22 protein-coding genes, 1 tRNA gene and 1 pseudogene are annotated in these 25,983 nt (G+C 50.4%); 17 read left to right on the plus strand and 7 right to left on the minus strand.

All coding sequences use genetic code 11. The features are described from left to right. Positions 1 to 77 precede the first annotated feature (77 nt). Positions 78 to 2,204 (plus strand): DNA recombination protein RmuC, encoded by a 2,127-nt coding sequence (gene rmuC / locus O3276_RS19200; protein ID WP_269672758.1) that lies wholly within the window; start codon positions 78 to 80, stop codon positions 2,202 to 2,204. 91 nt (positions 2,205 to 2,295) lie between these two features. Here the strand turns inward: rmuC and O3276_RS19210 are convergent. Then, positions 2,296 to 3,947, minus strand: a pseudogene (locus O3276_RS19210) (IS1634 family transposase). Between the two features lie 104 nt (positions 3,948 to 4,051). Further along, complete coding sequence (locus O3276_RS19215; RefSeq protein ID WP_269672759.1) at positions 4,052 to 4,924, minus strand: LysR family transcriptional regulator; 873 nt, start codon at positions 4,922 to 4,924, stop codon at positions 4,052 to 4,054. A gap of 92 nt (positions 4,925 to 5,016) precedes the next feature. Here O3276_RS19215 and O3276_RS19220 point away from each other — a divergent pair, with 92 nt between their 5' ends. Further along, complete coding sequence (locus tag O3276_RS19220; RefSeq protein WP_269672760.1) at positions 5,017 to 5,523, plus strand: lactoylglutathione lyase family protein; 507 nt, start codon at positions 5,017 to 5,019, stop codon at positions 5,521 to 5,523. A gap of 237 nt (positions 5,524 to 5,760) precedes the next feature. After that, positions 5,761 to 5,851: transfer RNA gene (locus tag O3276_RS19225), tRNA-Ser, on the plus strand. Positions 5,852 to 5,941: 90 nt separating this feature from the next. On the opposite strand, the gene O3276_RS19230 is transcribed toward O3276_RS19225, so the two are convergent. The 3 genes from O3276_RS19230 to O3276_RS19240 all read right to left on the minus strand — a co-directional run bounded on the left by O3276_RS19230 (position 5,942) and on the right by O3276_RS19240 (position 8,312). Then, positions 5,942 to 6,067 (minus strand): tyrosine-type recombinase/integrase, encoded by a 126-nt coding sequence (locus tag O3276_RS19230; protein ID WP_347710307.1) that lies wholly within the window; start codon positions 6,065 to 6,067, stop codon positions 5,942 to 5,944. 261 nt (positions 6,068 to 6,328) lie between these two features. Continuing rightward, complete coding sequence (locus O3276_RS19235) at positions 6,329 to 6,496, minus strand: NUDIX hydrolase (protein WP_269672761.1); 168 nt, start codon at positions 6,494 to 6,496, stop codon at positions 6,329 to 6,331. 121 nt (positions 6,497 to 6,617) lie between these two features. Continuing rightward, positions 6,618 to 8,312, minus strand: coding sequence for a phospholipase D-like domain-containing protein (locus tag O3276_RS19240; protein WP_269672762.1), 1,695 nt, complete (start codon positions 8,310 to 8,312; stop codon positions 6,618 to 6,620). Between the two features lie 420 nt (positions 8,313 to 8,732). Between O3276_RS19240 and O3276_RS19245 the strand changes: the two genes are divergently transcribed. From O3276_RS19245 to dnaB, 4 genes are all read left to right on the plus strand, one after another. Then, positions 8,733 to 9,146 (plus strand): hypothetical protein, encoded by a 414-nt coding sequence (locus tag O3276_RS19245; RefSeq protein ID WP_269672763.1) that lies wholly within the window; start codon positions 8,733 to 8,735, stop codon positions 9,144 to 9,146. A gap of 91 nt (positions 9,147 to 9,237) precedes the next feature. Then, on the plus strand, positions 9,238 to 9,450 hold the full coding sequence (locus tag O3276_RS19250; RefSeq protein ID WP_269672764.1) for a hypothetical protein: 213 nt from the start codon (positions 9,238 to 9,240) through the stop codon (positions 9,448 to 9,450). 259 nt (positions 9,451 to 9,709) lie between these two features. Beyond that, positions 9,710 to 10,429 (plus strand): hypothetical protein, encoded by a 720-nt coding sequence (locus tag O3276_RS19255; protein ID WP_269672765.1) that lies wholly within the window; start codon positions 9,710 to 9,712, stop codon positions 10,427 to 10,429. A 320-nt stretch (positions 10,430 to 10,749) separates the two neighbouring features. Beyond that, positions 10,750 to 12,150: a replicative DNA helicase gene (gene dnaB, locus O3276_RS19260; protein ID WP_163372945.1), complete on the plus strand. Its 1,401-nt coding sequence runs from the start codon at positions 10,750 to 10,752 to the stop codon at positions 12,148 to 12,150. A gap of 7 nt (positions 12,151 to 12,157) precedes the next feature. Here dnaB and O3276_RS19265 read toward each other — a convergent pair whose 3' ends face one another. Further along, positions 12,158 to 13,156 carry an SrkA family protein kinase gene (locus tag O3276_RS19265; RefSeq protein WP_269672766.1) on the minus strand — a complete coding sequence of 333 codons (999 nt, stop codon included), beginning with the start codon at positions 13,154 to 13,156 and terminating at the stop codon, positions 12,158 to 12,160. Between the two features lie 158 nt (positions 13,157 to 13,314). Next, positions 13,315 to 13,770: a ComF family protein gene (locus tag O3276_RS19270; protein ID WP_269672767.1), complete on the minus strand. Its 456-nt coding sequence runs from the start codon at positions 13,768 to 13,770 to the stop codon at positions 13,315 to 13,317. A 446-nt stretch (positions 13,771 to 14,216) separates the two neighbouring features. Here O3276_RS19270 and bioB point away from each other — a divergent pair, with 446 nt between their 5' ends. The 10 genes from bioB to O3276_RS19320 all read left to right on the plus strand — a co-directional run bounded on the left by bioB (position 14,217) and on the right by O3276_RS19320 (position 25,932). Beyond that, entirely contained in the window at positions 14,217 to 15,350 is a 1,134-nt protein-coding gene (bioB, locus tag O3276_RS19275) for a biotin synthase BioB (RefSeq protein ID WP_269672768.1), read from the plus strand. Then, positions 15,350 to 16,573 (plus strand): 8-amino-7-oxononanoate synthase, encoded by a 1,224-nt coding sequence (gene bioF / locus O3276_RS19280; RefSeq protein ID WP_269672769.1) that lies wholly within the window; start codon positions 15,350 to 15,352, stop codon positions 16,571 to 16,573. Before bioB ends, bioF begins: the two co-directional genes overlap by 1 nt. Next, positions 16,573 to 17,343, plus strand: a complete 771-nt coding sequence (locus O3276_RS19285; protein ID WP_269672770.1) for an alpha/beta fold hydrolase — start codon at positions 16,573 to 16,575, stop codon at positions 17,341 to 17,343. The genes bioF and O3276_RS19285 overlap by 1 nt, the downstream gene beginning before the upstream one ends. Then, positions 17,340 to 17,996, plus strand: coding sequence for a methyltransferase domain-containing protein (locus tag O3276_RS19290; RefSeq protein WP_269672771.1), 657 nt, complete (start codon positions 17,340 to 17,342; stop codon positions 17,994 to 17,996). Before O3276_RS19285 ends, O3276_RS19290 begins: the two co-directional genes overlap by 4 nt. Further along, positions 17,993 to 18,250 carry a methyltransferase domain-containing protein gene (locus tag O3276_RS19295; RefSeq protein WP_269672772.1) on the plus strand — a complete coding sequence of 86 codons (258 nt, stop codon included), beginning with the start codon at positions 17,993 to 17,995 and terminating at the stop codon, positions 18,248 to 18,250. The genes O3276_RS19290 and O3276_RS19295 overlap by 4 nt, the downstream gene beginning before the upstream one ends. Before the next feature lie 3 nt (positions 18,251 to 18,253). Next, complete coding sequence (gene bioD / locus O3276_RS19300; protein ID WP_269672773.1) at positions 18,254 to 18,934, plus strand: dethiobiotin synthase; 681 nt, start codon at positions 18,254 to 18,256, stop codon at positions 18,932 to 18,934. Between the two features lie 137 nt (positions 18,935 to 19,071). Then, positions 19,072 to 20,862, plus strand: coding sequence for an acyl-CoA dehydrogenase C-terminal domain-containing protein (locus O3276_RS19305; protein WP_269672774.1), 1,791 nt, complete (start codon positions 19,072 to 19,074; stop codon positions 20,860 to 20,862). A 713-nt stretch (positions 20,863 to 21,575) separates the two neighbouring features. Then, entirely contained in the window at positions 21,576 to 22,508 is a 933-nt protein-coding gene (locus O3276_RS19310) for a DUF3943 domain-containing protein (protein ID WP_269672775.1), read from the plus strand. Between the two features lie 322 nt (positions 22,509 to 22,830). Continuing rightward, a complete protein-coding gene (locus O3276_RS19315; RefSeq protein WP_269672776.1) occupies positions 22,831 to 24,609 on the plus strand; it encodes an acyl-CoA dehydrogenase C-terminal domain-containing protein in 1,779 nt (592 codons plus the stop codon). 177 nt (positions 24,610 to 24,786) lie between these two features. Continuing rightward, the gene (locus O3276_RS19320; protein WP_269672777.1) at positions 24,787 to 25,932 is read left to right on the plus strand and encodes a hypothetical protein; all 1,146 of its coding nucleotides are present in this window, start codon (positions 24,787 to 24,789) and stop codon (positions 25,930 to 25,932) included. Positions 25,933 to 25,983 lie beyond the last annotated feature (51 nt).

Below are 25,983 nucleotides of genomic sequence, written 5' to 3' on the forward strand. Positions count from 1 at the left end.
TTTTACTATTGACCTGAACTTTTATCTCGATGAACCTGTCAAAAAGTCATTCAGTGTAATTCCAGAGAGATTGTTTCATGACGCTTACTGCCCTCGTCGTAGTTGCTCTAGCTTCACTGCTGTCGTTTGCAATGGCGTGGTTCGTCTGCCGACAGACCCAGCACAGCCTTCGATTGCAAATGGAACGGGAGGTGGATGCCCAGCATCTGCAGATTGCCCAGCTGACAGACCAGAAAGCCGATCTGCAGGACGAGCTGACGGAACAGAGCGTGGTCATGCAGGAACAGCTGGACGCTGGCAAAGCCCTTCTGCACCAGGAGACGTCACGTCTCAACGAGCTGGCCCATCAGCATCAGGTGAAGGTCGGGCGACTGGAGGCCATGCTGATTTCAGAGCGCAAGCGTGAAGCAGAAAAAAACAGGGATCTTCAGGATCGGGTAAAAGAACTGGCTGCTGAGCGCTCTGGCCGGAGCCAGGCTGAGCAGCGGGTAAAGGAACTGGAAACCCGCCTTGAAGAACAACAGGCGCAGAATCAGAAAGCCCTGATGCAGCTTCAGGAAAACAAGGAAGCCCTCAAGCAGGAGTTCAAACACCTGGCCCACGAAATCTTTGAAGCCAGGGGAAAAGTGCTCTCTGATCAGCACCATGAGCAGCTGCATTCACTGCTGGCACCGTTCAGGGAGCAGCTGGGTGAATTCCGTAACAAGGTTGAACAGGCTCACCGGGAAGACAGTGCCAGCCGGGCGGCCTTGAAACAGCAGCTGGAAACCATGCATCAGCTCAACCGCAAGATGACCGACGATGCCGAGAACCTGGCAAAGGCGCTTAAGGGTGACAAGAAACTCCAGGGCAACTGGGGTGAAATGCAGGTTGAGACCATTCTTGACAGCAGTGGCCTGATCAAGGGGCAGGAATACCAGCGGGAACCCAACTTCAGGGATGAAGAAGGCCAGAACAAGCGGCCTGACTTTATTGTTCACCTGCCTGAAGGCAAACATCTGATTATCGACTCCAAGGTGTCGCTGGTGGACTACATGGCGTATGTCAACGCTGAGACCGATGCTGACCGTGATGCTGCCATGGCCCGCCATATCCAGAGCATCCGCAACCATATCAACAGCCTTAACCAGAAAGACTACCCGAGCCTGCCGGAAATAAAGGCCCCTGATTTTGTCTTTATGTTCATGCCGGTAGAGCCGGCATTTATTTCGGCATTCCAGTATGACCAGAAGTTGTTTAATGATGCCTTTGAGAAACGCATCGTGGTTGTCACACCCACTACCCTGCTGGCCACCCTGCGCACCGTTGCCAACCTGTGGACCATTGAGCGGCAAAATGCCAACACCCGCAAGCTGGCTGATAAAGGCCGCCAGGTGTACGACAAACTTCGTGTTTTTGTTGAGAAGATGGAAAAGCTGGATATCCAGTTGGGAAATGCCCGCACCACTTACGACGATGCCATGGGCACACTGAAGCACGGTCGTGGAAACCTGATTGCCCAGGCGGATCAGTTTCTGGCTCTGGGGGTTCGGGTCAAGAAAGAATTACCCACCAAAACTCTGGAAACAGCCGACCTGGAGCCACTGGAAGCAGAAGAGTTATTGGCACTTGAGGCGGAGGCACCGCCAGCCGTTGCGTCGGTTGATGACATGACTGCCCCTCAGGAGGCTGAGCCCTCTGTGCAAGAGTCTGCATCTGAGACCGCAGAGGCCTCTTCTTCCGCCGACACCACTGAACAGCCGGGCACGGCAGAAGCCGTCAAGGAAGAGCCGGTAATCCCGCCCATTGTGGATAACCCGGTCTCAGATGACGCGGAACGTTATCCACAGGCCGAAACGGATGCAGCTGCTGACCGGACTCCTGACAATACAGAACAGCCTGATGCCCATCATCACAACCATAGCTCACCGGATCTGGCTTCACTGGAGGCAAGGCCCGGTCCGGCATTTGCCCAGGCCACTGACAGCCTGCACCAGACTTATTTTCCCACTGAAGACTCCAGCGTTGCGGATGAAGATGAACTCCCGACTACGCCGGACTTTTCTGTGCTGGAGTCCAAGCTTTCAGAACTGGGCATTGACATGTCTTCGCCTGAAGGGGAGCTACCATCTCTTGAAGCTGAACTGGCGAGGCTGGAGCAGGAGAATCCTGATTATTCCTGGCCAGACTATGAGCAGCAGTTCCGGTCAGAAGATACGCCATAGATTGCGTATTTCTCCCCACATTGCCGCAGTTGAAATTTCAGTCAGCTGGTGGCCTGCTGGTACTACATTCAACCGCCTTTCACCACCCCAATCAGGAATATACCGACTCATATAAAATGCCTAAAACTTGAATGATCGTCCATTGTCTTTCCTTCAAACCGACCACACGTTGTTCCTGATTATTGACCGTTAATACACTAACCCCTTGAAAACAGAAAAACACCCATCTCGCCGTTGGATTCTGGCAGGGCTTTTTTTTCTGGTTTAAGAATACACGGCTCTGCTTCTTCAATTCATACCTTATTCTGTGTTGGATAGCAGCATAGACCATCAGACACAGTGTCATCACCATTAACAGGGCCTCAATTCGTTCCGCTTTCTTCAGGTAGAGTGAGGAAACCAGAAAGTCCGGGCTCTTCAGGAATCGAAAGCCACCTTCAACCTTCTGTTGTGACTTGTAGGTAGACAACAGCTCAGCGGCATTTATGCCCTTGTGGGTATTCAAACCCTTTTGGTCCAAATCATTGGTGCCCAAGATAAAGCAACCCAGTGAGGCCAGCGAATTCTCTCTTTCTCGCAGGAAACAAAGCATGTGCTCTGTACAAAATATTCGAAGTGATCAGGCTTACTATCTGACGATGGACGCCCTTTGCCCGGATAGCAGGGTTTACAGATAACCTCAGGTTCCGTTTCACTTTGACAGAGTTTCGATTGTTTCTGCCACAAGGCAAAAGCCTCCAATGCATCGTCCCGGCACAGAAAAGCCTTTTTACCCAACTTTTCCAGATCGCGGGCTTCTTTCAGTGACTGTTTCTGCATCTTTCTGGTTAGCGTTTTCTGTTCACTGAGCCTTCGCTTTTTATTGAGAAACAAGAACCATCGTTGTCGAACATCACCATAACAGGCAGGTACTTCAGTAAAAGAATAATCCTCATAGCCTTCAACAGGCTCCAGTGCCATCGCAGGCGCTTTGCCGACCAGCTCCTTGGCATCCTTGATATTCAGCGGCACCCGGGAGATAAACAGCTGTTTTTGCTTATCAAGCAACTGGAGGGTTTCAGCAACGTACATGGCTGCATCTGCGACCAGATAACGGTTATTCAAAGCTGCCTTAAAACACGACAAATGATTTTTGATAATTTCCTGAAAGCAAGTTTTGTCGTTTACATTACCACTCGCAGGTGCCATAAACACAGGGATACCCGCCTCATTTTCGGTGATTAACTGCAAGACAACCTGATTCAGGTCAGGCCGGTGATCACGGCTATAGCCGCGGCAGATATGGATGCAGTTCAAGTCATCAGGGTTTTCATTACTGTTATAGACACCGTCTGTATGAAGGCTGGTGCCGTCCAGGTTTAATGCCTTGCAGGGCAGCTTTAGATGGTTGACGACCTTAATGGCAAGATTCAGGTATAAGTCACTGACGCCAACTTCATAAAGACTGTCGAGAGCCCGGCCAAGTATTTTGTCGTTTAAGTGTTCTGCCTGGATGCCTTCCCCAATGAGGCGATCAATCGGCTTGTCCTCAAAAAACTCAGGGACCAGATAGAGGGTCTGCCCTGTAAAGCCCAGCCCATTGATGATCATTGCGACCACAGCCTGTCCAATGGTGACATTGCGTGCATCAGAGTCATTGGTTATGCGTGCATCGAAATATTCGGCTATCTTTAGCTCCCGGCACATGGCGGCAACCAGGCCAAGGTGATTAAGGTTCTTAGACTGGTATTGAACTGGCGGCATATCGGTGCTCCTGAAGATCTGATCAGTCCTTTGACATCAGGTTTCAGGAAAATATCAATCGGGGTGGTGAAAGGCAGATTCAACAATCTCCTGCCATTCCCGAATCACAGTTGGTTCGGGAATAGCGCATTCAGAATAAACCGGTAGCGGCTTGCCAAGAGGCGATGCCGCTTATGAGCCAGGTAAATGGTTTCATAGACGGCAGTGGTCATGTTCAGGATGCTGATCGCCTGTTGCTGATGAAAAGCCTCCACCATGGACTCTGGCAAAACGGTAAAGCCATTACCGGCTGCGACTGGCTCGAGAATCAGGTTGATCTGATTAACCGCCCCTTTTACCGGCAACTCAGAAAGATGCCGGAATTGAGCATAGTTTGATCTAAGCACCGAGGAGATATGATGGCTGGCATCGGGGTGCATAATGACACCCAGTTGGCATAGTTCACGATAGCCAGCATGACGAAAATGAGCGGGCACTACCAGCAGCAGTCGCTCCTGGTCGATAGGGCAGGTAATCAGTTCCGGTTCATCACTCTGATGGGTAATCAGGCCAATATCTATGGTATTGCTCAGCAGATCTGACGAGATCCTGTGGTTTGGAGCCACCTCATACTGCATCAGCAGTTGTGGATATTGCTGCTGCAGGGCACATAGCTGAGGGTAAAGCCTCATGGCCAGCGCTCCCGGACTGCTGAGCCGGCAGATCCCTTCATAAGGGTTGTCCTCTTTCAGGGACTCTTTCAACTGTTCTTCGCTGGCGACCAGATTCCTGGCAAAACGAAGTACCTTTTCTCCTTCGGGTGTCAGTTCAAAGCCTTTTTCATTGCGGTTAATCAACGTGGCCTGGTAATACGCTTCCAGTTTGCGGATATGCTGGCTGACGCCCGGCTGCGTCATGTGCAGCAAGCCGGCGGTACGAGTGAAATGTTTCTGCTCAACCAGGGTAATAAAGGTCTTTAGCCAGAGGGGATTTACCATAACGGAAGGTTATCAATAGGATCAAAAATGATAATTTTTTGTTGTCGGAGCTAGCTTCTAAAATGATGCCATTGCTGTTGAGGTAGAAGACAATGACAGACCAAGTATACCCAAGAACCTTTTCTCATATCGGTATTTCTGTTCCGGATTTGGACAAGGCCGTTCAGTTTTACACCGAAGTGCTGGGCTGGTACCTGATTATGGAGCCCACCACGATTGTAGAAGACGATAGTGCAATTGGTGAAATGTGCACCGATGTGTTTGGTGCCGGATGGCAGCACTTCCGCATTGCTCACTTATCCACAGGTGACAAGATCGGTGTTGAGATCTTCGAATTTAAAAACCAGGAAAACCCTGAAAATAACTTCGAATACTGGAAAACCGGCATTTTCCACTTCTGCGTACAGGATCCTGATGTCGAAGGCCTGGCAGAAAAGATTGTGGCCGCAGGTGGAAAGCGGCGTATGGCAAAACCACGGTTCTACTACCCGGGTGAAAAACCATACCGCATGATCTACATGGAAGACCCGTTTGGCAACATCCTGGAAATCTACAGCCACAGCTATGAGTTGACCTACTCAGCGGGTGCCTACAACTGAGCAAGGATACCAGGCCTGCAAACCATAAAATGTAGTGAATACCAGATGCTCCAGCGGCATAGACCGGTGCAGCTGGCTCTGGAGTTTCAGTAAATAGGCTATCGTGTCCGGAAAAATGTCCGGTCTGAATCGCTTTCGGTAATTTTCTTGTCGGTAGGTATATATTCTTTTTGCCTTTGTGCGGAAGGTGATATAAAGTACGCCACCTGTTCAGGGCGATAAACGTTTTGAGCAAATGGTGAGGTGTCCGAGTGGCTGAAGGAGCACGCCTGGAAAGTGTGTGTACGTTAATCGCGTACCGAGGGTTCGAATCCCTCCCTCACCGCCATTTATCTTTTCTAACTCCTTGATTTCCCATCCTTTTATTCTACTCATTTATTCCAATTTGCCGAGGTATCCAAAAAGACCCCATTTTGCTTTATGGATTTGTTCTGATGGCGTCGTTTAAATGTTCTTTGCTGAATTTGGCGTACTTCATGGTCATCTTGATGTCGGAATGACCGAGGATGCTTTGCAGCGCTCGAATGTTGCTACCATTCATCATAAAGCTACTGGCGAAGATATGGTTGCATAACTACTTCCCGTCCAAAAACTCTACAACCCGGGCACGGCAGGGTTTGGAGGGCAAAATCAAGTTTTTTTTGACGCCTTTTTCGACCAGTTTTCGGGGGCTACAGCGGGGTTGATGTGACTTTCCTGTAAATTCAGAGCACGTCAAATCCCTGTAGGCTATGTGGCCCAAGGGCCAGAGTTTTTGGATGAGAACTAACTAACAGCTAAAAGCTCATAGCTCATACCCCACAACTTATCGAAAATAATCTTTCGTATGTTGATGAACCTGGTTAGATGACAACAGCTCATCAACGGTAAACCAGTGGTAATCACAATGTTGCTCTTCAGGGAGATCACACAGGTCGATCTCCAGCATCAGTTCATAGCTCAGCATAACATAGTAAGTACTAAAAGAGTCCACGGAAAAATTATCCAGGTTTATTTGTTTTCTGTCGGTTGGGCATTTTTGTGGTGATCCTTGCGGTGGTTGGAATGGCGATGTGGGCGATGTACTTGCTCAGAACCAGTAAAGGGCTGCGGAGCTAATCGGCAGCAACACTTCGGTCAAAAGCTGGCTGAAACAGACGATCACGAACGTAGACTGTATTGTCCCTTCCAGCGATTGCGAGTGAGGTTTCATCCGCATAGTACCAGCTTTGATTGTCCTGATTCGCAGAGCCAATCACCACCATATGGTCATCAAAGCTGGCAAACTTAGCATGACTGGCGCCATCGCCTAATCGGTTCTCCTCGACCGGCTCATTCCCCCCGGGGGCAACATACCAGCGAATATCCAGGTTTGAACTGTTTTTGGAGAGTGACTTCAGCTTTTTAACCGCTTTTGCATTGGTACCACCAGCGCCCAGCGCGCTTTCACGCTGCTCATTGAAACGCTTGGACAATAACAGCTCGACCTTCACCCCGCGCTGGGCTGCGGCGACTAACGCTTTGATCAGAACCGGATTATTCAGGTTGGGCGACTGAATGGAAATACGGTTCTTTGCTTTTTGAATTGCTGTCAAAAAGCCCTGTGCCTGTGGGCTGGCAAGTGATCTGTTGAAAGGGTCTATATTGGCTTTTCGAGTCAGTACTGTTATGGGTGTCTCAGTGAGCGTTGAGTCATTGTCAAAGTCAGGGCTCACACTTAACCTTCGAAGTTTTTTGTTGGGTTGATCCTGAGCATCAAGGCTTCTTTCCCAGTTATGTTCAAAGCCTGCTCGAAGTGACAAACCGACTTCCCCTCGCAAAACAGCGCCCGTATCGTAAGCTGCCAATCCACTTCGTTCATCAGTGGCATGATTGCGCTTCTGGACATTAGCACCGGTAATGGCAACACGCTGACCATCTGCAATAACTGTCTTGCTGTGCAGTCCATCAGTCAGTTTATTAACGTGGACGCCTCCTTTGATATTCAGCAGGTTCTTATCAATGTTACCCAGATTAGGCAGTAAATTTTCTATCGTTGGCGCACGATTGCCTTTTTTACGTTTCATAAATTTGGCTGCCGGGCCTCTGGCCTGATTGACCAGAATTCGAATTTTCAATGGTAAGGAAAAAGAATCAGGGTGACGTTTCGCTTCAGCCTGTAATGCCTGTATAGCCGGAATGATATGTTCCTGAACCCCGGGTGAATTGGGCTCCCAGGAAAAAGTCTGGATCAATACTTCCTCTTTGGCACCACGAATCACTGAACCAAAGGAGCCAAATATCTCATCACCGCCAATGGTGACTTTTTCAATGGCATTGCGCTGAGTTGTTATCAACTCTTTTGGTACTGTACCCTTACTGGCAAATTTTTCAGCTATTTGACTGACTGCTTTTTGGAATGGGCGAGCAGCCGTGTTGATTGACCCTGGTGCAGAACGTTTGTGTATTGATGGCAATCTGGAGTAACGCAATGCATTAGAGCGGCGCAGTCCTATTTTTTTGCCCAGTTGTTGTGTACTCAATTTATCGACGTTTTGTTTAACGGCTTTCCCTGGTTTTGAAATTGAAGAAGAGAAGGAAGTGATCAAGCGTAACCGCCCGGCGACTCGAAAACGCTGACCTCCTTTGGCCTGTAGCTCAGCGTCTTGTTTCGAAGGCGGCGCTATAAGTGACTGTTGACCTCCAACAGTGATTTTTCCCGGCATGTTTCTGAATCCGTTTCTTATCAGCTGGTATGGATATCGGCACACATCAGCTAACAGCAAGTGGGGAAACAGCGTATCCAGCACGTGTAAGACAATATAAGACAATAAAAGGACACCCACTTTTTAAAAAGTGAAGAGAGTACGACATTTGTTCATTTTTTAAATGATAGTATTGATCATTGTAAGAATTTCACATTCATACCAAACAGGAAGCGTATAAAAAGCACTCAGCAACAGCCAGATAGAAGACACTATCAAGACAATATAAGGAAATCGAGGAAGTCGTGGTCAGGTCTTTAATTATGAATAACCATTGTCGTTTTTGCTGATAAGAAGAGCTATTTGCACAATAAAAGACCTGACCCTGATTTTTTAAAAATAATACGACGCCTGCAACACGAACCCTTAAATAAAAAAATGAATCAGAAACTTTTACGACACCGCATGATCGAAGAGAGTGCCCGGTAATTTTTTGTGCACAGTTCTAATGCACTGTTATGCAATACAACATCAAGAGCCCTGTTTATGATTCAGCAACCCATTCAGCAACCCACTCAGCAACCAATTTGCGACAGTGCTTCCCAATGTTCAGGGAATGGCATCGAACGTTCCTGGCTCGGCCATGGCGTTGCTGTTTGTAAAGCATTTGCGAAATCATTGATTCCAACGGAAGATCCTTGCCTCAGTTTCAATTCCCGCAAAGCAGTGGAAGATCTTGTGCGACTGGTCACAGTAGCTATCCTGCCGCCGAGTTCCATCCTTTTCATAGTGAAAGATATGGCCAATGCCTGGTCCGGAGGCGGTTTGCCCGGGCCGGATGCAAAACCGGAATTACCACAGACATCAAAAGAAACCCGGGAAGAGGCTCAGGATAAAGAACCCGGCTCGAAAAGAAGTACCCCTTCAACAGCCATCCACGGTCCGCTATCAAGGGGGTGAGGGAACCAAAGGACTACTTGCCATTGGCACGTTGGCCAGTACTTTTCAGTATGCCAATTCGAAAACGATTTATATTAATGATGCAGAAGACTTGAGCAAGATTGGTGGAGTATATTCACTGGACGATACCTATCAACAGACAGCGGATATTGTTGTCAATAACCATATACCCATTGGCAAATTCTCGGCCCATTCACCGGGGAGTACAATGGGCAGTGCCGTACCATCAGAGGCCTGTCTGACTGTTTTGTTGACACTCAGCAAGGCAACATCAGTAACCTTCGCTTTACTGGTGCCAATATAATTTCCCAGAAGACGACCGGGTTAGCAGCCTGTCTTGTTGATGATAGTGGCACTGTCAGAGATACCTGGGCGAAAGATGTTCATATTCTCACCAGAGGTCCGGGAAATCACGCTGGCATCGGGGGGGGGCTGGTTGAAGGAATGGTTGCCAACATCATGGCGGTAGACAGCGATGTCACAACCTGGGGTAACTATTCATACGCAGGCATCGGGGGGGCTGGTTAAAGGAAAGGTTGCCAACATCATGGCGGTAGACAGCAATGTCACAACCTCGGGTAACTATGCATACGCAGGCATCGGGGGGGGAGGTTGTCGGAAAGATTGCCAACACCACGGCGGTGAACAGCAGGGTCGAAACTTCGGGTAATGATGCAGGCGCCAGCATCGGGGGCTTGGTTTATTTTGGAACGGTTACCAACACCAAGGCGGTGAACAGCAGTGTCAATGGCTTTGAAAGGGGTTCAGGATCTATCTCCAATTATCAGCTTCTTTGCCAAAAAGCAGCACCACGTGTGTTAACAGCCAATTGCTCTTTAAGAACTGAATTTCGGGATGCGTTGGATTTATCGTTTTGCCCAGTAAATGCCGCTACCGTGTCAACAGCCGCTAAAGAGTCAACACCCACTACAGCATCAACAGCCGCTAAAGAGCCAACAGTTGCGGCAGCAGCCGACACGGTGTCAACAGACGCTACAGCATCAACAGCCGCTACGGTGGGAGGAATTACCACAGGTTCCCTGCTGGCGGGCGGATTGGGATTAGGGATTGCCGGCTATTCAACCCATCAGTGGATTACCGGTTACCGGGAGGGATTGCGTGGTAAGAAGCTGGCGATGAAACCACTGACTCGTGGTAAAGAACTGGCAAGCGCTGCGGTCAACTCGGTATCACAGGGTATTCAGGGAATCAGAGAACGAATGAACAGGCAGAGTGTTTCTACGCAGGAACCAGCCCATGAAATGAGCCAGGTACAAGACTGAAAGAGTGACGAGAAACCAGCGCCAGGTCTTGAAACTTGAATGTGGGAGGTTCTTCTGAACTTGTTGCGGGTCAGGCGTCAGAAGATAAAAGCAAGGGGTTAAACGCTGATCTGGCTGGTCATTGTTCAGTGGCTTGCCTGCCACATCCCTGTTATGACGCTGAAGTCGGCCTGCCCGCTGAATCAGCAAATACAGCAGCCTTGTTCGACAGACCTGATAATGAAGTCAATGGCTTGAACAGGATCATAAAAGATATTGTCGCTGTATTTTTACCTCCTGAATTCGTATCATCATTTAATCTTTTTTCTCAGATCGTCACTATGCTGGATGTACGTCCCCGTGAGCTGGCGCTTCCCATCGACGAAGCCACGGTTGCCATTAAAACACCCCCTCACTCCATCGAAGCGGAGCAGTCCGTGCTCGGCGGGCTGATGCTGGATAACCAGGCCCTGGACCGGGTGGTGGATAAGCTGACGTCGGATGACTTCTACAATCCGGGGCACCGGCGTATCTATGCATCCATCAGTACACTGAGCAATGAGAGCAAGCCTTTTGATCCTCTGACGGTTGCCGAGATTCTGGAAAACCGGGGTGAGCTGGATGAGGTGGGCGGGCTGGTTTACCTGGCGGAGCTGGCGGGCAGTGTGCCCAGTGTGGCGAATATTCGCGCCTATGCGGAGATTATCTTTGAGCGTTCGGTACTGCGTAAGTTGATCAATACCGGCCAGAAGATTGCGGACAGTGCCTATAATCCCGAAGGGAAAGACAGTCAGGCGATTCTCGATGAAGCCGAACGACTGGTGTTCAATATTGCCGAAGAGCGCCCAAACACGGGTGGCCCGATGGGGGTGCGGGAGATTCTTGAAAACACCGTCAAGAAAATTGATGAGATGTTTAATGCCGGTAACGCCATTACCGGTACCACCACCGGCTTTAAAGATCTGGATGAAATGACCTCCGGTCTGCAGCCTTCCGATATGGTCATTGTGGCTGCCCGTCCCTCCATGGGTAAGACCACGTTTGCCATGAACCTGGTGGAAAATGCCCTGTTGAACAGTGAGAAGGGCGTTATGGTATTCAGCCTGGAGATGCCCAGTGAGCAGTTGATGATGCGTATGCTTTCTTCTCTGGGCAGGATCAACCAGTCCAAGGTCAGAAGTGGTCAGCTGGAAGAAGAAGACTGGCCAAAACTGTTGTCGGCGGTTGAGCGCATTAAAGACAAGAAGCTGTTTATTGACGATACGGCGGGTATCAGCCCCTCGGAAATGCGCTCACGGGTTCGCCGGGTGGTGCGGGAACACGGTGACCTGGGCCTGATCATGATTGACTACCTGCAGTTGATGCAGATTCCCGGTTTTGGTGAGGGGCGAACCAATGAGATTTCGGAAATCTCCCGATCGTTGAAAGCCATTGCCAAGGAGTTCAATGTTCCTGTTATTGCCCTGTCGCAGTTGAACCGTTCTCTTGAGCAGCGACCCAATAAGCGCCCGGTCAACTCCGACCTGCGTGAATCCGGCGCCATCGAGCAGGACGCCGACGTGATCATGTTTATCTACCGGGACGAGGTGTATAACCCGGATACCGAGTACAAAGGGGTTGCTGAAATCATTATCGGTAAGCAGCGGAATGGTCCCATCGGTACCTGCCGACTGGCGTTTATTGGCCAGTTCACCCGCTTTGAGAACCTGGCACCGGATGCTTACCGGTTTGAGGAAGACTGATTTTTTTTTAAACCTGTCCAAAGACGGACAGTGGTGGCTCGTCCAGGGCGGCCAGTTGTTCCCGCAATTCCAGAATATGCTCTGCCCAGTACCGTTCGGTATTAAACCAGGTGAATGCCATGGGAAAGGCGGGATCATCCCAGCGCTTGGCCAGCCAGCCGCTGTAGTTGATCAGTCGCAGGGTACGAAAATATTCCACCAGGTTCAGCTCAGAAGGGCTGAAATCCATAAACTCTGTGTAACCTTCCAGAATCTCGGCCATTTGCAGGGTTTGCTCTTGGCGATCTCCGGATAACAGCATCCACAGATCCTGAATTGCCGGAGCCATACAGGTATCGTCAAAGTCAACAAAGTGTGGTGCCTCATTCCGCCAGAGAATATTGCCGCTGTGGCAATCACCGTGGACCCGAATGGATTGCCACCTATGCTGTTGCGTCATCAGTTCCAGGCGATGGAGCAGGTCCCGGGTCAGGGTCTGGTAGGCTTCCAGAAGAGAAGCGGGAATAAAGTCGTTTGCCAGCAGGTATTCAACATTATCGATGCCGTATCGCTGCAAGCTGATCGCCGGGCGGTGTTGGAAGTCACTGGCTGATCCCAGCTTGTGCATGCGTCCCAGGGTGCGGCCAAGGGTCAGCAGGTTATCCAGATTATCCAGTTCCGGTGCATGGCCACCCTGACGGGGAAACAGGGCAAACAGAAAGCCTGCAAATTCATGCAGTGTGTTGCCTTTTTTGTCAGCCATCGGGGCGACCACCGGCAGTTCCATCGCCTTGAGATCCAGGGTGAACTGATGCTCCTCCTGAATCTGATCTTTTGACCAGCGTTCGGGGCGGTAGAATTTTGCAATCAGGGGTTCACCTTCCTCAATGCCAACCTGGTAAACCCGGTTTTCATAGCTGTTCAGGGCCATAATGCGGGCATCGCTCAGAAATCCTGCGCTCTCAACGGCGTCCAGTGCCCGGTCAGGCGTCAGCTGGTCGTATGGATGTTGAGTAGGCGTGTTCATGCGGGCCTCCGAAGGAGTCTGAGTTCTGTGGAGGGGATTCTATAACCAATAGTAAAGACTGGCCACTGACGCCGGGTGGAATTCTGCTTTGAAGTGAATGTGGATGATGACCCTGAATGCAGTACTCGCAGGCTGTTCGGGAGCAGCTTTAATAATCATCAGCTCTCCGGTGTTCTGGCAACACTCCATATATCCACGCGTTTTACACCACTTTTTTTCAACAGTCGGGTGATTTCATTGACGGTGGCACCGGTGGTTACCACATCGTCCACTAAGGCAACGTGGTGCCACGGCGGGGTGCCGTTTAAAGTGTATGCGTTGCGAATGTTTTTTTGTCGGGCGGTGGCATCCAGGCTTTGCTGTGGCACAGAGTGGATGGTTCTTTTGATCAACTGTTGTTCAATGTCCAGGTCTCTGACACTGAGCAGTTTTTTCAGGGCTTTGGTCAGCAGGAGCGTCTGGTCATAACCTCTTTCCCGCAAGCGTTTGCGGTGCAGTGGTACCGGCAATATGATTTCCGGCCACTGATCATCAAGGTAATAGTCCAGCAACCATTCAGCCAGGGATGCGGCCATTGGTTTTATCAGTTCCAGCCTGGACTGGTATTTCACCATTTGTAATATCCGGTTGACGGGAAACTGGTACAAAAATGGTGAAAGACAGTGGTCAAATAAGGGCGGTTGCTTCAGGCACTGGCCACAAATGCCCGTGTCGCTGTCTTGAATGGGCAAGCCGCAGCAGGAGCAAAAGCACAGTGGGACCGGGCATGTTGCCAGGCATAATCGGCAAAGCGGTTGGGCAAGCGTGGTATGTCCCCGGCAAAGAATGCATTTGATCTGTACTTGTTGTTTAAAATTAGACCAGTTGTAAACCTTAAAGAATTTCATAGATTGACGGTGGCAGTAATTCCGTTATCATCTTTTGCATCTTTATTGTGAAAATGTCGTTCTATTGGTAATTTCATTTTCATGGTTGTTTACTCAAACAATAAATCTCAGGTCTCCGTTAACAAGGGTTTTCTTCCCTGCCGTGATCGGTGTTCCCTCCCCCAGAGGATGTCATGTCCAATACCAGTTCAGCTCCAGCAGAAAATGCCCCCAGCTCTTTTGGCCACAGTGTCGCTCGTCATGACTGGACGCTGTCAGAAGTAGAGGCACTTTTCCAACAGCCGTTCAATGATCTGATCTTTCAGGCCCAGCTGGCTCACAGAGAACATTTTGATCCAAACCAGGTGCAAGTTAGCACATTACTGTCGATCAAGACGGGTGCCTGTCCGGAGGACTGTAAGTATTGCCCCCAGAGTGGTCACTACAATACCGGTCTGGAAAAGGAAAAATTGATGGAGGTGCAGAAGGTACTGGAGGAGGCCAGAAGCGCCAAGGCTTCCGGTGCTACCCGCTTCTGCATGGGGGCGGCCTGGAAAAATCCTCCCGCCAGAGACATGCCTTACATTATTGAAATGATTAAGGGGGTGAAAGCACTGGGTCTTGAGTCCTGCATGACCCTGGGCATGCTGAGTGAAGATCAGGCCACAGAGCTGGCCGGGGCAGGACTGGATTACTACAACCACAATCTGGATACCTCGCCAGAGTTCTATGGCAACATCATTACCACCCGAACTTATGCTGACCGGCTGAATACTCTGGCGTTTGTCCGAGAGGCGGGGATGAATGTCTGCAGTGGTGGCATTGTGGGCCTGGGTGAAAACGAGCGCGATCGTGCCGGGATGCTGGTTCAGCTGGCCAATATGCCGAAGCATCCGGAGAGTGTGCCCATCAATATGCTGGTGAAAGTCGCTGGCACGCCATTGGCAGACGCTGAGGCGGTGGATGGTATTGATTTTGTCCGTACCATCGCCGTGGCCAAAATTATGATGCCAGCGTCCAACGTTCGTCTGTCGGCCGGGCGTGAGCAGATGAGTGATGAGCTTCAGGCGCTGGCCTTTCTGGCGGGGGCCAACTCAATTTTCCTTGGCGATAAACTGCTGACCACCGCGAACCCTGAGGCGAATAAGGACCGGCAGCTGTTTGCCAAGCTTGGCATTAATCAAGGGCATGATTGGGGTGAGCAATCCGCGGTGCAGCCTCCTGAACAGTGCCCGATCAAAGCGATGTACGACGCTGAAAAAAGCAATGACCATTACTACGATGCCATGGCCAGCCAGTCGGATCGAAACATGGCTGGTCATGGCTGATGAGCTTTAATCTGGAACAGGAGCTTGAGGCCCGCCATGCTGCTGGCCTCTATCGCCGTCGGCAAACCCTGTACTCGCCCCAGGGGCCTGAGGTCATTATCAATGGCCACCGCTGTCTTGCCTTCTGCAGCAATGATTACCTCGGCCTGGCAAACCATCCCGATGTTATCGCAAGCTTTCGACAGGCAACGGATCACTATGGGCTCGGTGGCGGTGCTTCCCATCTGGTGGTGGGACACAGCCGGGCGCATCATCAGCTGGAAGACGCACTTGCGGAATTCACCGGCAGAGAGCGTGTGCTGCTGTTTGCCAACGGCTATATGGCTAACCTGGGCGTGATCAGTGCCTTGTTGGGTAAGCAGGATGCGGTGTTTCAGGATCGCCTGAACCATGCCTCATTACTGGATGCCGGACGGTTGTCTGGTGCCCGGTTTCAGCGTTACCTGCATAATGATGTGGATAACCTCACTAACCGACTTCAGAAAACCCATGCCCGACGCAAATTGATCGTAACGGATGGGGTGTTCAGCATGGATGGCGATGTTGCGCCGGTAAAGGCGCTGTCGGATCTTGCTGAGCAACACCAGGCCTGGCTGATGGTGGACGATGCCCACGGTTTTGGTTGCCTGGGAGCTAATGGCGGTGGTGTTGCCGAAGCCTATGGCTTGGATCAGAAACATCTGCCGGTGCTGGTGGGGACATTGGGCAAAGCGTTTGGAACTTATGGTGCATTTGTGGCGGGCAGTGACGCTTTGATTGAGACGCTTATTCAATTTGCCCGGACTTATATCTATACCACGTCCATGCCACCGGCGGTGGCGTCGGCGACCCTGACCAGCCTGAAGCTGCTACGGGAACAACAGTGGCGCAGGGAACATTTGCAGACACTGATTCACTATTTCAGGTCCGGTTGTGAGCAGCTGGGGTTGCCTCTGATGCCGTCATCAACACCGATACAACCGTTGCTGCTTGGTTGTGCAAGACGGGCGGTGGCCATAAGCCGCCGGTTGTCTGAGCAGGGGATACTGGTCACGGCAATCCGTCCTCCGACGGTGCCTGAAGGATCTTCCCGATTACGTATTACCTTCAGTGCATCCCATAAGTTGCATCATGTTGATCGCCTGTTGGATGCGCTTAAAATGGCTGCACAGTCGACAGGTGTTGCAGACGTTTCTGATCAACCTGCCACCGCATCTTTATCGATGACAGGAGTGTTGTCCTGATGAGTAACTACCCGATTGTTTTAATCAGTGGCTGGGCCATGCCAGCCGGTGCCATGGCGTCACTGGCGGACGCCCTGGATGTTGACCATCGCCGGGTTTCCATTGTCGAGTTGCCAGGTTTGGTGCGTGAGTCACAAGCGTATAAAACCAGCCATGACTGGCACTCATTGCTGACTTATCTGGATCACCAGCTGTTTGAGAAGCCTGCGGTGCTGGTGGGATGGTCGCTAGGCGGAATGCTGGCAGCGCTGTATGCCAGCCGGTATCCGGATAATGTGGCCGCTGTCGTTAACCTGGGGGCGAATGCCTGTTTTGTGCAGAGTGACAGCTGGCAGCAGGCAATGGATCCGACGCTGTTTGCCAGTTTTTATCAAGGCATGTCCCAGTCCCGTGACAAGACGCTGCAACAGTTTGTTCTGCTGTGCAGCTCCGGCAGTCCACGGCGGAAAGAGCTATCGAAAGCCCTGCAGGCACTACTGTCTGATGCTGACCTTGATCATCAGGCCGAAGACAGCACCTTGCTAAGCCTGCTGGGCATACTGGGCAAGAGTGATCTTCGTTCCGTATTTGGTGATATTCGCTGCCCGGTGACCCATCTGTTTGGTAAAGACGATGCCCTTGTTCCAGTGGGGGCAGCCGATGCCATTGAGCAGGCGTTTGCCAAGCATCGGGTTCAGGTGCTTGATGGCGGGCATTGTTTCTTTATGGATGATCCCGAGCCGGTGATCAGTGAGGTGCGGCGGCTGTCCAGCGGGGATGTCGGAACATGAGTTCGATCCCTGTCCATAATGAGGTTGCCGGTGGCATGGCAGGTCTTCGGCCTGCCTCCTCTGCCATCAGCGTGACAACAGACCGGGCAAACGCTCGGGTAAAGCAGCGTATCGCTGAAAATTTTAGCCGGGCTGCTGACAGTTATGATCAGGCGGCCATATTACAGAAGCGGGTCGCTGCCCGGACGATGCTGGGATTACCGGCCCGGCTCAGCTCAGAGCAGCCAGGCTCAAAAGCGTTAAACTCCCACCGTATTCTTGACCTGGGTACCGGAACCGGTTTGCACACACTGACGCTGGCTGAACGATATGACCATGCCGTGATTATTGGTATGGACCTGGCCATGGGGATGCTGCAATTTGCCCGGCACAATACCAGCCATCCCCGGGTTGACTGGTGCTCTGGTGATATTGAGTCCATGCCCTTGCAGTCCGGTGCTGTGGATCTGATCTATTCCAGCCTGGCTATTCAATGGTGCAACTTTGAGCAGGTGCTTGGCGAGGTGTGCAGAGTACTGAAGCCTGGTGGGACTTTTGTCTTTCTACCCTGGCTGAAGGCAGCCTGGCAGAGCTGGATAATGCATGGCGTCTGGCGGGGGAAGATAATCGGGTTAACCACTTTGACAGTTTTGATACTCAGAAACAGCGTTTGAACGCCAGTAATCTGGTTTGCCAGGCGTTCTCTCTGAAGCCTGAAACACTGTTCTATCCCGATGTGATCTCCCTGTTGCGCAGTTTAAAGGCTCTGGGGGTAAATACCGTATTGGCGGACAAAGGTGGCCTGGTGACCCGACGGAAGCTTGAAGCGTTGCAACAGGCTTATGAACAAATACGACAGCCTGAAGGGTTGCCTTTGACCTATCAGGTTCTTTACGGCGTCTTGCAGAAGCCAGTGTGTGAAGAGTAGAAAATGGGAAAAACTTATTTTGTCACCGGTACGGATACGGATGCCGGGAAAACCGTCGTCACCTGTGGACTGCTTGAGGCAGCGCGCTTAACAGGGTTAACGACGCTGGCCTTAAAACCGGTGTCTGCAGGATGTCAGCACAGTGAAAACGGCCTGAGAAACGACGATGCATTGGCATTGATGGAAGCCATGACGCTTGTTCTACCTTACGAACAGGTAAACCCCCTGGCTCTGGCACCTGCCATTGCCCCCCATATTGCGGCGCAGGAAGCCGGTGTTCGTATGACCCTGGATCGACTTGTGGGCTACAGCCGTGGAGCCTTGATGCAAAAAAATGATCTGGCTCTAATCGAATGCGCTGGTGGCTGGCGGGTCCCCCTGAACTCACGGGAGATGATCAGCGGACTGGCAAAAGCGTTGAATACTCCTGCCATTTTGGTGGTTGGCATGAAACTGGGCTGTATCAGCCATGCCTTGCTTACCGTTGAAGCGATTCTCCGTGATGGTGTCAGGCTGGCAGGCTGGGTGGCGAATCAGGTGGATCCTGATATGAGCCGTTATGATGACAATCTGGATACACTGAAAAGCCTGATTCCAGCACCCTGTCTTGGTGTGGTGCCCTTTCTTGAGGAGACCAGTGCCAGTCAGGTCGCCGGGTATCTGGATATTTCACCATTGGCTTGATTGACTTGAATTCACCCGTAATAACTTTTGCTGGCATGTATTGACATTTATTCGATCTAAACGTAAGTTTCAAACAGTTGTTTGAATCGTGCTACACTCATCTTTATCCATAAGTAAAAGAATATCGAGGATGCATCATGCCAGAATATAAAGCCCCCCTGCGAGATATCCGCTTTGTCCGTAATGAAGTTCTGGGCTATGAGGAACACTACGCAAACCTCCCTCAAGGCCAGGATGCCACTCCGGATATGGTGGACGCCATCCTGGAGGAAGGTGCCAAATTCTGTGAACAGGTACTTTCACCGCTGAATCGTGTGGGTGATGAGGAAGGTTGTACCTGGACACCAGAAGGCGTTAAAACTCCCACTGGATTTAAAGAAGCCTATCAGCAGTTTGTTGAAGGTGGCTGGCCATCGCTGTCCAGCGATGCTGAGCATGGTGGTCAGGGTCTCCCTGCTTCGCTGGGCCTGGTGCTCAGTGAAATGATGGGGGAATCGAACTGGTCCTGGGGGATGTATCCCGGGCTGAGCCATGGCGCAATGAATACTCTGGAAGCCCATGGTACCCACGAGCAAAAAGAAACGTACCTTACCCGCCTGATTTCCGGTGAGTGGACCGGTACGATGTGTCTGACTGAGCCTCACTGCGGTACTGATCTGGGTATGCTGAAAACCAAAGCCGTACCCCAGGAAGACGGCACTTATCGTATTACCGGCACGAAAATCTTTATCTCCTCCGGAGAGCACGATATGGCAGAGAATATTGTTCATATCGTTATTGCCCGTCTGCCGGGGGCACCTGAAGGCACCAAAGGTATCTCCCTGTTTATTATTCCCCGTCATCGCCCGGATGCTCCGGGTGAAACAAATGGTGTCAGCTGTGGTTCCATTGAGCATAAGATGGGTATCCATGGTAACGCCACCTGTGTGATGAACTTTGATGAAGCCACCGGTTATCTGATTGGTGAGCCCAATAAAGGTTTGAACTATATGTTCACCTTTATGAACTCTGCCCGTCTGGGCACCGGTATTCAGGGGCTTGCCCATGCAGAAATCGCTTATCAGGGTGCTGTTCGATATGCCCGTGACCGTCTGCAGATGCGTTCACTTTCCGGTCCGAAGAATCCTGATGGCCCTGCCGACCCGATCATTGTCCACCCGGATGTTCGCCGTATGCTGTTGACCATCAAGGCACTGACGGAAGGTAACCGGGCACTGGTTTACTACGTGGCACAAATGGCTGACCTGGTGAGGAGTCCTGATGAAGAAGTCCGGAAGCAGGCTGACCTGGAAATGAGTTTCCTGACGCCTATTGTTAAGGCGTTCATGACCGAGACCGGGTTTGAAGCCGCTAACCATGGTGTGCAATGCTATGGTGGCCATGGCTTTATCAGTGAGTGGGGGATGGAGCAGAATGTTCGTGATTGCCGTATCTCCATGCTCTATGAGGGAACCACGGGTATTCAGGCGCTGGACCTGCTGGGTCGTAAAGTCCTGATGACTCAGGGGGCTACCATGAAGCCCTTCACCAAGATGGTTCATAAGTTCTGTCAGGCTCAGGCAGACAATGAAGAACTTCAGGAGTTTATCAAGCCGCTGGCTGCCATGAATAAGGAGTGGGGCGATCTGACCATGCAGATTGGTATGAAGGCCATGCAGAACCGGGAAGAAATCGGGGCAGCTTCCGTTGACTACCTGATGTACTCCGGTTACGCCTGCCTGGCGTACTTCTGGGCCCGGATGGCACTGACGGCAAAAGAAGCCCTGGCAAATGGTACCACTGAAGAAGGGTTCTATAAGGCTAAAATCCAGACTGCACAGTTCTACTTCCAGCGTCTGTTACCAAGAGCCCAGATGCACAAGGCGTGCATTGAGTCTGGTGCCGACAACCTGATGGCCATGGAAGCGGATGATTTTGGCGACGTTTAATTCGCTGGTCTGACCGGCTGAAAGTGAATCAGCCATAAGCAAAACAATAAACAGAGAGGCTACCGGTTGGTAGCCTTTTTTTTGCAGATTATTACCGCATTTCATCAAGAATCATAAAGCTCAGAAAAGTAGTGGGTAAGGCAATAATCATAATCACCGGGAGCGCCGGATTAAATAGCATGAGAGTGCCTGCTACCAGCCAGATCGTTCTGACCCAGCTGCGCTTGATACGCTCTTTTCTGGAGATGATTCGACCACGAGGTCTGAGCAATTTGCTGGCTAACTGGTTAAACAAGGTAGAAAAAAAAATCTGCAGGATTGCAGTGATCAAGACGAGAAGATATCGCATAAGATGCCTGAGTATCTGGTCAACAATATCGGAACTGCAGGACAGCTTATCTTCCGGAACCGAGCAATCGAACCAACACAGTTTGATCCGATCAAATGATCAAACAAAAAGAAGACGGTTAAATTAAGTTAGCTTACTTTATCGGCAATTGGCACTTATTTATGATGGATGTTCATGAAGATCTCAGTAAAAAAGGATGTTCTTGCTTTTTTCACTCTTTTGGTGCGTTTGAACTCAGTCTTTAGCCGCATTGACTGTTTTGCCAGCTATAAAAATATGGTCTATAAAATTTAATTTCATTTGGTTAACTACTTATAAGACCTTGGAGCTGAATTCAGCAATCACGCTGTGTTGATATCGCATCATGAAGAAGAATACCCAAACGATAAAAAGCCTGTTAATTCTTCTTGCCTTCTTTTTTTTGTTATCGGGATTATCGCCGCCTGTTGTTCCTGATGATTTCAACCCTGCTCAAGGGCCTTCACTGGCTGCTGTGCATCATGATCTGACCCGTCAGGCAGAAGTATTTAGCCAACACCCACCACCATTTGTGCAGCAATCACCATTGCCTTCTGACGACTGGCGCTGGTTCTTGAGGGATAAAGACCAAAGTTGGGACATCACGCTATTCGATAAAAAACCGGCAGAGAATCAGGCCAGACTTTGGTACCAAACCAAAGTGACGTTTGGTTTGGCGCTGGGGGTTTTAGGAGTGATCGCTCTGTTACCAGAAAGTGTTTCCAACTGGGATAAATCGGAAATCAGGCCCATCAAAAAGTGGTGGAGCAATGTCAGGTCAGGGCCTGTATGGGACACCGATAAATGGTACATCAATTATATCGGGCACCCTTATTTTGGTGGTGTGTACTACGTTATGGCCCGGTCATCGGGCTATAACCAGTGGAACTCGTTTGTTTATTCATTTTTGATGTCCACTTTCCTGTATGAATACGGCATTGAAGCGATGTGTGAGCCACCATCCATTCAAGATATCATTGTGACTCCTCTCGGCGGGTGGCTGTATGGGGAATGGGCTTATCAGAAAAAACAGAAAATTCTGGACAATGACCGTGAGGTGATGGGCTCCAGGGTGTTAGGTTCTACCGCACTGTTTCTGCTGGACCCGGTTGGCAAAATCAGTGAGTGGGTCGGTGGTGACAGTGGTGAGGGAACAATACAAAACTTGTCCATTCGGTTAAGCATTATGCCTCCGGCTGCCAGTTTTTCCCCTTACCGGAAAACGTCACTCGACGTTGATCATCGCTACATCGGCGTGGAGGTTTTCTTTAATTTCTAAATACGACAACGAAGCACAAGTACAGTCTTTTGCTGAAACACAGGGACTCTTCAGGTAACATGGCGTCACGGAACTCAACAGCCTGTGTGACTGAAAGCTGCCCTGGTGCGGTGCGATAAATGGGTCTCCCGCTTCTTCGTCAAGTAGCCCCGCTCTTCTCTTCAGAAGCAGACATTTTTATTACCAACACCATTATGGACGCTCAAACCTGACAGGCTGCCGGTAAAACAGCTATGAGCCACTTTGTGTCCTTGTGCGTATAACTCAAAGGCATAATGGCTGTATTCCAATAGTAAGAAGAAAATTCCAGGAGTGGAGAGTAATGGCCGAGTACAAAGCCCCCCTTCGCGACATGCGCTTCGTAATGTACGACGTATTCAACGTAGCTGAGCAGTGGGCTCAGTGGCCTGCTGTCAGTGAAACGGTGGATCAGGAAACTGCAGATGCGATTCTGGAAGAAGCCGCCAAACTGGCTTCTCGCACCATTGCCCCTTTGAACCGCCCGGGAGACGAAGAAGGGTGTCAATGGGATAGCGGTCAGGTGACCACACCGGAAGGTTATAAAGAAGCCTATAAACTGTTCGCTGAAGGCGGTTGGAGCGGGCTGGGTGGTAACCCGGTTTACGGTGGTATGGGGATGCCCAAGGTACTGGCTGCCCAATTTGATGAAATGGTCTGCAGTGCCAGCCTGGCATTCACTCTCTACCCCAGCCTGGGGGCCGGTGCCTGTCTGGCCATTGATGCCCATGCCTCCGATGCGTTAAAAGAAGCGTACCTGCCGCAAATGTATTCCGGTGAGTGGGCGGGTACCATGTGTCTGACGGAACCCCATGCGGGCACCGATCTTGGCATCATCCGTACCAAAGCGGAAGACAATGGCGATGGCAGCTACGCCATCACCGGTACCAAAATCTTTATTACCGGTGGGGAGCACGATCTTACTGAGAACATTATCCACCTGGTGCTGGCCAAGCTGCCGGATGCACCTCCCGGGCCTAAAGGCATCTCACTGTTTCTGGTACCTAAGGTATTGGTGAATGAGGATGGATCTCTGGGTGAAATAAATGCCCTTGCCTGTGGTTCCATTGAGCACAAGATGGGCATTAACGGCTCCGCCACCTGTGTCATGAATTTTGATGGGGCCAAAGGCTATCTGGTGGGAGAACTGAATAAAGGCCTGAATGCCATGTTTACCATGATGAACTACGAGCGCCTGTTTGTGGGGATTCAGGGGCTTGGCAGCAGTGAGATGTCCTACCAGAACGCACTCGAATATGCTCAGGATCGCATCCAGGGACGTGCCGCCAGTGGCGCTGTGCAAAAAGATAAAGCGGCGGACCCATTAATGGTGCATGGGGATATCCGGCGGATGCTATTGAATATGAAAGCCCTGAATGAAGGCGGCCGGGCTTTCTCCACCTATGTGGCCAAACAACTGGATATTGCCAAGTTCAGTCAGGATGACCATGAAAAAGAGAAGGCTTCTGCCCTGGTGGCGTTGTTAACTCCCGTTGTGAAAGCCTTTTTAACCGATGCCGGGCTGGAAAGCTGTGTTGCCGGTCAGCAGGTGTTTGGTGGTCATGGTTTTATTCGTGAGTGGGGCCAGGAACAACTGGTCAGGGATGTGCGCATCACCCAGATTTACGAAGGAACCAACGGTATTCAGGCGCTGGATCTGCTCGGACGTAAAATTGCCCTGAGCGGTGGAGCCTACCTGGAAACATTCCTGAGTGAAGTTCGGGGCTCAGTGGACGCTAATGATGAATTTGCTAAAGAGCTGTTGGCTGCGGTTGATAAGCTTGAGGAGCTGACGCGCAAACTTCTGGCGCAGTCGAAAAATGACCCCAATGTCATTAATTCTGCCTGTGTTGATTACCTGAATGCTTTTGCCTACGTTGCCTATGGCTGGATGTGGTCATTAATGGCGAAAACAGCAGCGAGCCAGCTTGCTGAAGGCCGTGAAGACCAATCCTGGCTGGAAGCCAAGCAGCTGACTGCCCGGTATTATTTCAAGCGTTTACTGCCTCGCTTGGAAAGTTCAGCGGCCGCCGCTCTTGCGGGAACTGAGGAACTATTTGCCTTATCTCCTGGTCAATTCTAATAGCAAGCAAGATCATTCCAGTTGAAACCAGAAAACCTCGCTTTGCGGGGTTTTCTGGTTTTTCGGTCTTTATTTTTCAGGATTACGGCCAATAAAAATAGAGAAATCCAGATGTTCTGTTGCATGGGTTAATAATGGTTCGCGTAATTTTTATTGAAATAAATTTTGGGGATACACATGACTCTCAGCTCAGCCTACAGGTCTTTATACCCGATATGTGTCTATCTATTGATCATGACCCCCGGCAATAATGCCTATGGAATGGATGCTGTTAAACCTCCGATTTATGCCAGTAACTTTCTGTTAAAACAAAAAGATACAGGCCAGTGTCTGGTGGTAATGGACGAGCAGGAAGGCTGCAGCTCTGAAGACAGCCGGCTGACGGATGACTGTGTGAATAGCAACAGGATAACGTTCGGGGTCTGTGATGAAAAACAACCGGAGCAGAGGTGGAAGTTTGACTTCCAAAAGAAACGAATTCACTCATTGGAAAGAAGTGCTGATCTATGTTTGACCCGGTTGTCGAAACATCTGGCCATGGATGTTTGCCAACCAGCAAGTTTGCAACAGCTATGGTTTTTTAATCAACAGGACCATCTTTACAGCCGGGCTGATTATTTTGACCCTCTTGCGTTTGTAGCACTCTTGCAAAGTGATACGGATACTTCACCGGTCTCGTTCCACTTTACTGACTCTGAAACAGGAGATGATCAATGTTATCTGAGCCCTTTTACCGGCAGGGTTGAGTGTGCAGGATTTGAAGTTGGTGAAGAGGCACTGAAACAACAGGAAGTTCAGTCCTGGCATTGGTCAGGCCACTGGCCATGGCAGGTAAACCCAACAAAGCTGACTGAAGAGTTGCGGCTTGGTGATTTCAGCAACAATCATTGTCTTGCGGTCACGCAATGTCACATGGACAGTGTTGGGCAGTACGACTGTTTTGGTGGGGCAAAGGTTCAGGTAACTGCCTGTCAATCCATCAGTCATCAGGTCTGGCGCTATGACCTGGTGTCCAAAAAACTGTTTAACAAACAGGCCGGGGAGCAGTTCTGCTTAAGCTGGTCAGCGGGCAAACTGACATTGCAACACTGTCTGCCCGGTGCTGGTTCTCAGCAATGGTATTTTGCCCAGGGAAGAGGAAGCAAGTATCCGGAGCGAGGCCAACTGCGCTGGTTTACCAATTTAGATGAACATTACGATTACGTTAAGGCACTTGATTTTGATCCCATCGTTAAATTTGAAATATTAAAGAAAGACATTCAGGGAAATGACTGCGGCTACGATCCCATTAATGGCCTTTGGAAAGGCTTATGTGCTAATTAGGCTATTTGATCAACAGAGTCATTCGGGCTGATTGAACTTATTCCCGTCTAT

The sequence above is a fragment of the Endozoicomonas sp. GU-1 genome (genome assembly GCF_027366395.1).
In the GTDB taxonomy this organism is placed as follows: domain Bacteria; phylum Pseudomonadota; class Gammaproteobacteria; order Pseudomonadales; family Endozoicomonadaceae; genus Endozoicomonas.

What these genes read in the sequence shown, in the direction of transcription:
- rmuC (WP_269672758.1), top strand. Translation starts at nt 78, where the DNA reads ATGACGCTTACTGCCCTCGTCGTAGTTGCTCTAGCTTCACTGCTGTCG.
- O3276_RS19215 (WP_269672759.1), bottom strand. Translation starts at nt 4,924, where the DNA reads ATGGTAAATCCCCTCTGGCTAAAGACCTTTATTACCCTGGTTGAGCAG.
- O3276_RS19220 (WP_269672760.1), top strand. Translation starts at nt 5,017, where the DNA reads ATGACAGACCAAGTATACCCAAGAACCTTTTCTCATATCGGTATTTCT.
- O3276_RS19230 (WP_347710307.1), bottom strand. Translation starts at nt 6,067, where the DNA reads ATGATGAATGGTAGCAACATTCGAGCGCTGCAAAGCATCCTCGGTCAT.
- O3276_RS19245 (WP_269672763.1), top strand. Translation starts at nt 8,733, where the DNA reads ATGATTCAGCAACCCATTCAGCAACCCACTCAGCAACCAATTTGCGAC.
- O3276_RS19255 (WP_269672765.1), top strand. Translation starts at nt 9,710, where the DNA reads ATGTCACAACCTCGGGTAACTATGCATACGCAGGCATCGGGGGGGGAG.
- dnaB (WP_163372945.1), top strand. Translation starts at nt 10,750, where the DNA reads ATGCTGGATGTACGTCCCCGTGAGCTGGCGCTTCCCATCGACGAAGCC.
- O3276_RS19265 (WP_269672766.1), bottom strand. Translation starts at nt 13,156, where the DNA reads ATGAACACGCCTACTCAACATCCATACGACCAGCTGACGCCTGACCGG.
- O3276_RS19270 (WP_269672767.1), bottom strand. Translation starts at nt 13,770, where the DNA reads ATGGTGAAATACCAGTCCAGGCTGGAACTGATAAAACCAATGGCCGCA.
- bioB (WP_269672768.1), top strand. Translation starts at nt 14,217, where the DNA reads ATGTCCAATACCAGTTCAGCTCCAGCAGAAAATGCCCCCAGCTCTTTT.
- bioF (WP_269672769.1), top strand. Translation starts at nt 15,350, where the DNA reads ATGAGCTTTAATCTGGAACAGGAGCTTGAGGCCCGCCATGCTGCTGGC.
- O3276_RS19285 (WP_269672770.1), top strand. Translation starts at nt 16,573, where the DNA reads ATGAGTAACTACCCGATTGTTTTAATCAGTGGCTGGGCCATGCCAGCC.
- O3276_RS19290 (WP_269672771.1), top strand. Translation starts at nt 17,340, where the DNA reads ATGAGTTCGATCCCTGTCCATAATGAGGTTGCCGGTGGCATGGCAGGT.
- bioD (WP_269672773.1), top strand. Translation starts at nt 18,254, where the DNA reads ATGGGAAAAACTTATTTTGTCACCGGTACGGATACGGATGCCGGGAAA.
- O3276_RS19305 (WP_269672774.1), top strand. Translation starts at nt 19,072, where the DNA reads ATGCCAGAATATAAAGCCCCCCTGCGAGATATCCGCTTTGTCCGTAAT.
- O3276_RS19310 (WP_269672775.1), top strand. Translation starts at nt 21,576, where the DNA reads ATGAAGAAGAATACCCAAACGATAAAAAGCCTGTTAATTCTTCTTGCC.
- O3276_RS19315 (WP_269672776.1), top strand. Translation starts at nt 22,831, where the DNA reads ATGGCCGAGTACAAAGCCCCCCTTCGCGACATGCGCTTCGTAATGTAC.
- O3276_RS19320 (WP_269672777.1), top strand. Translation starts at nt 24,787, where the DNA reads ATGACTCTCAGCTCAGCCTACAGGTCTTTATACCCGATATGTGTCTAT.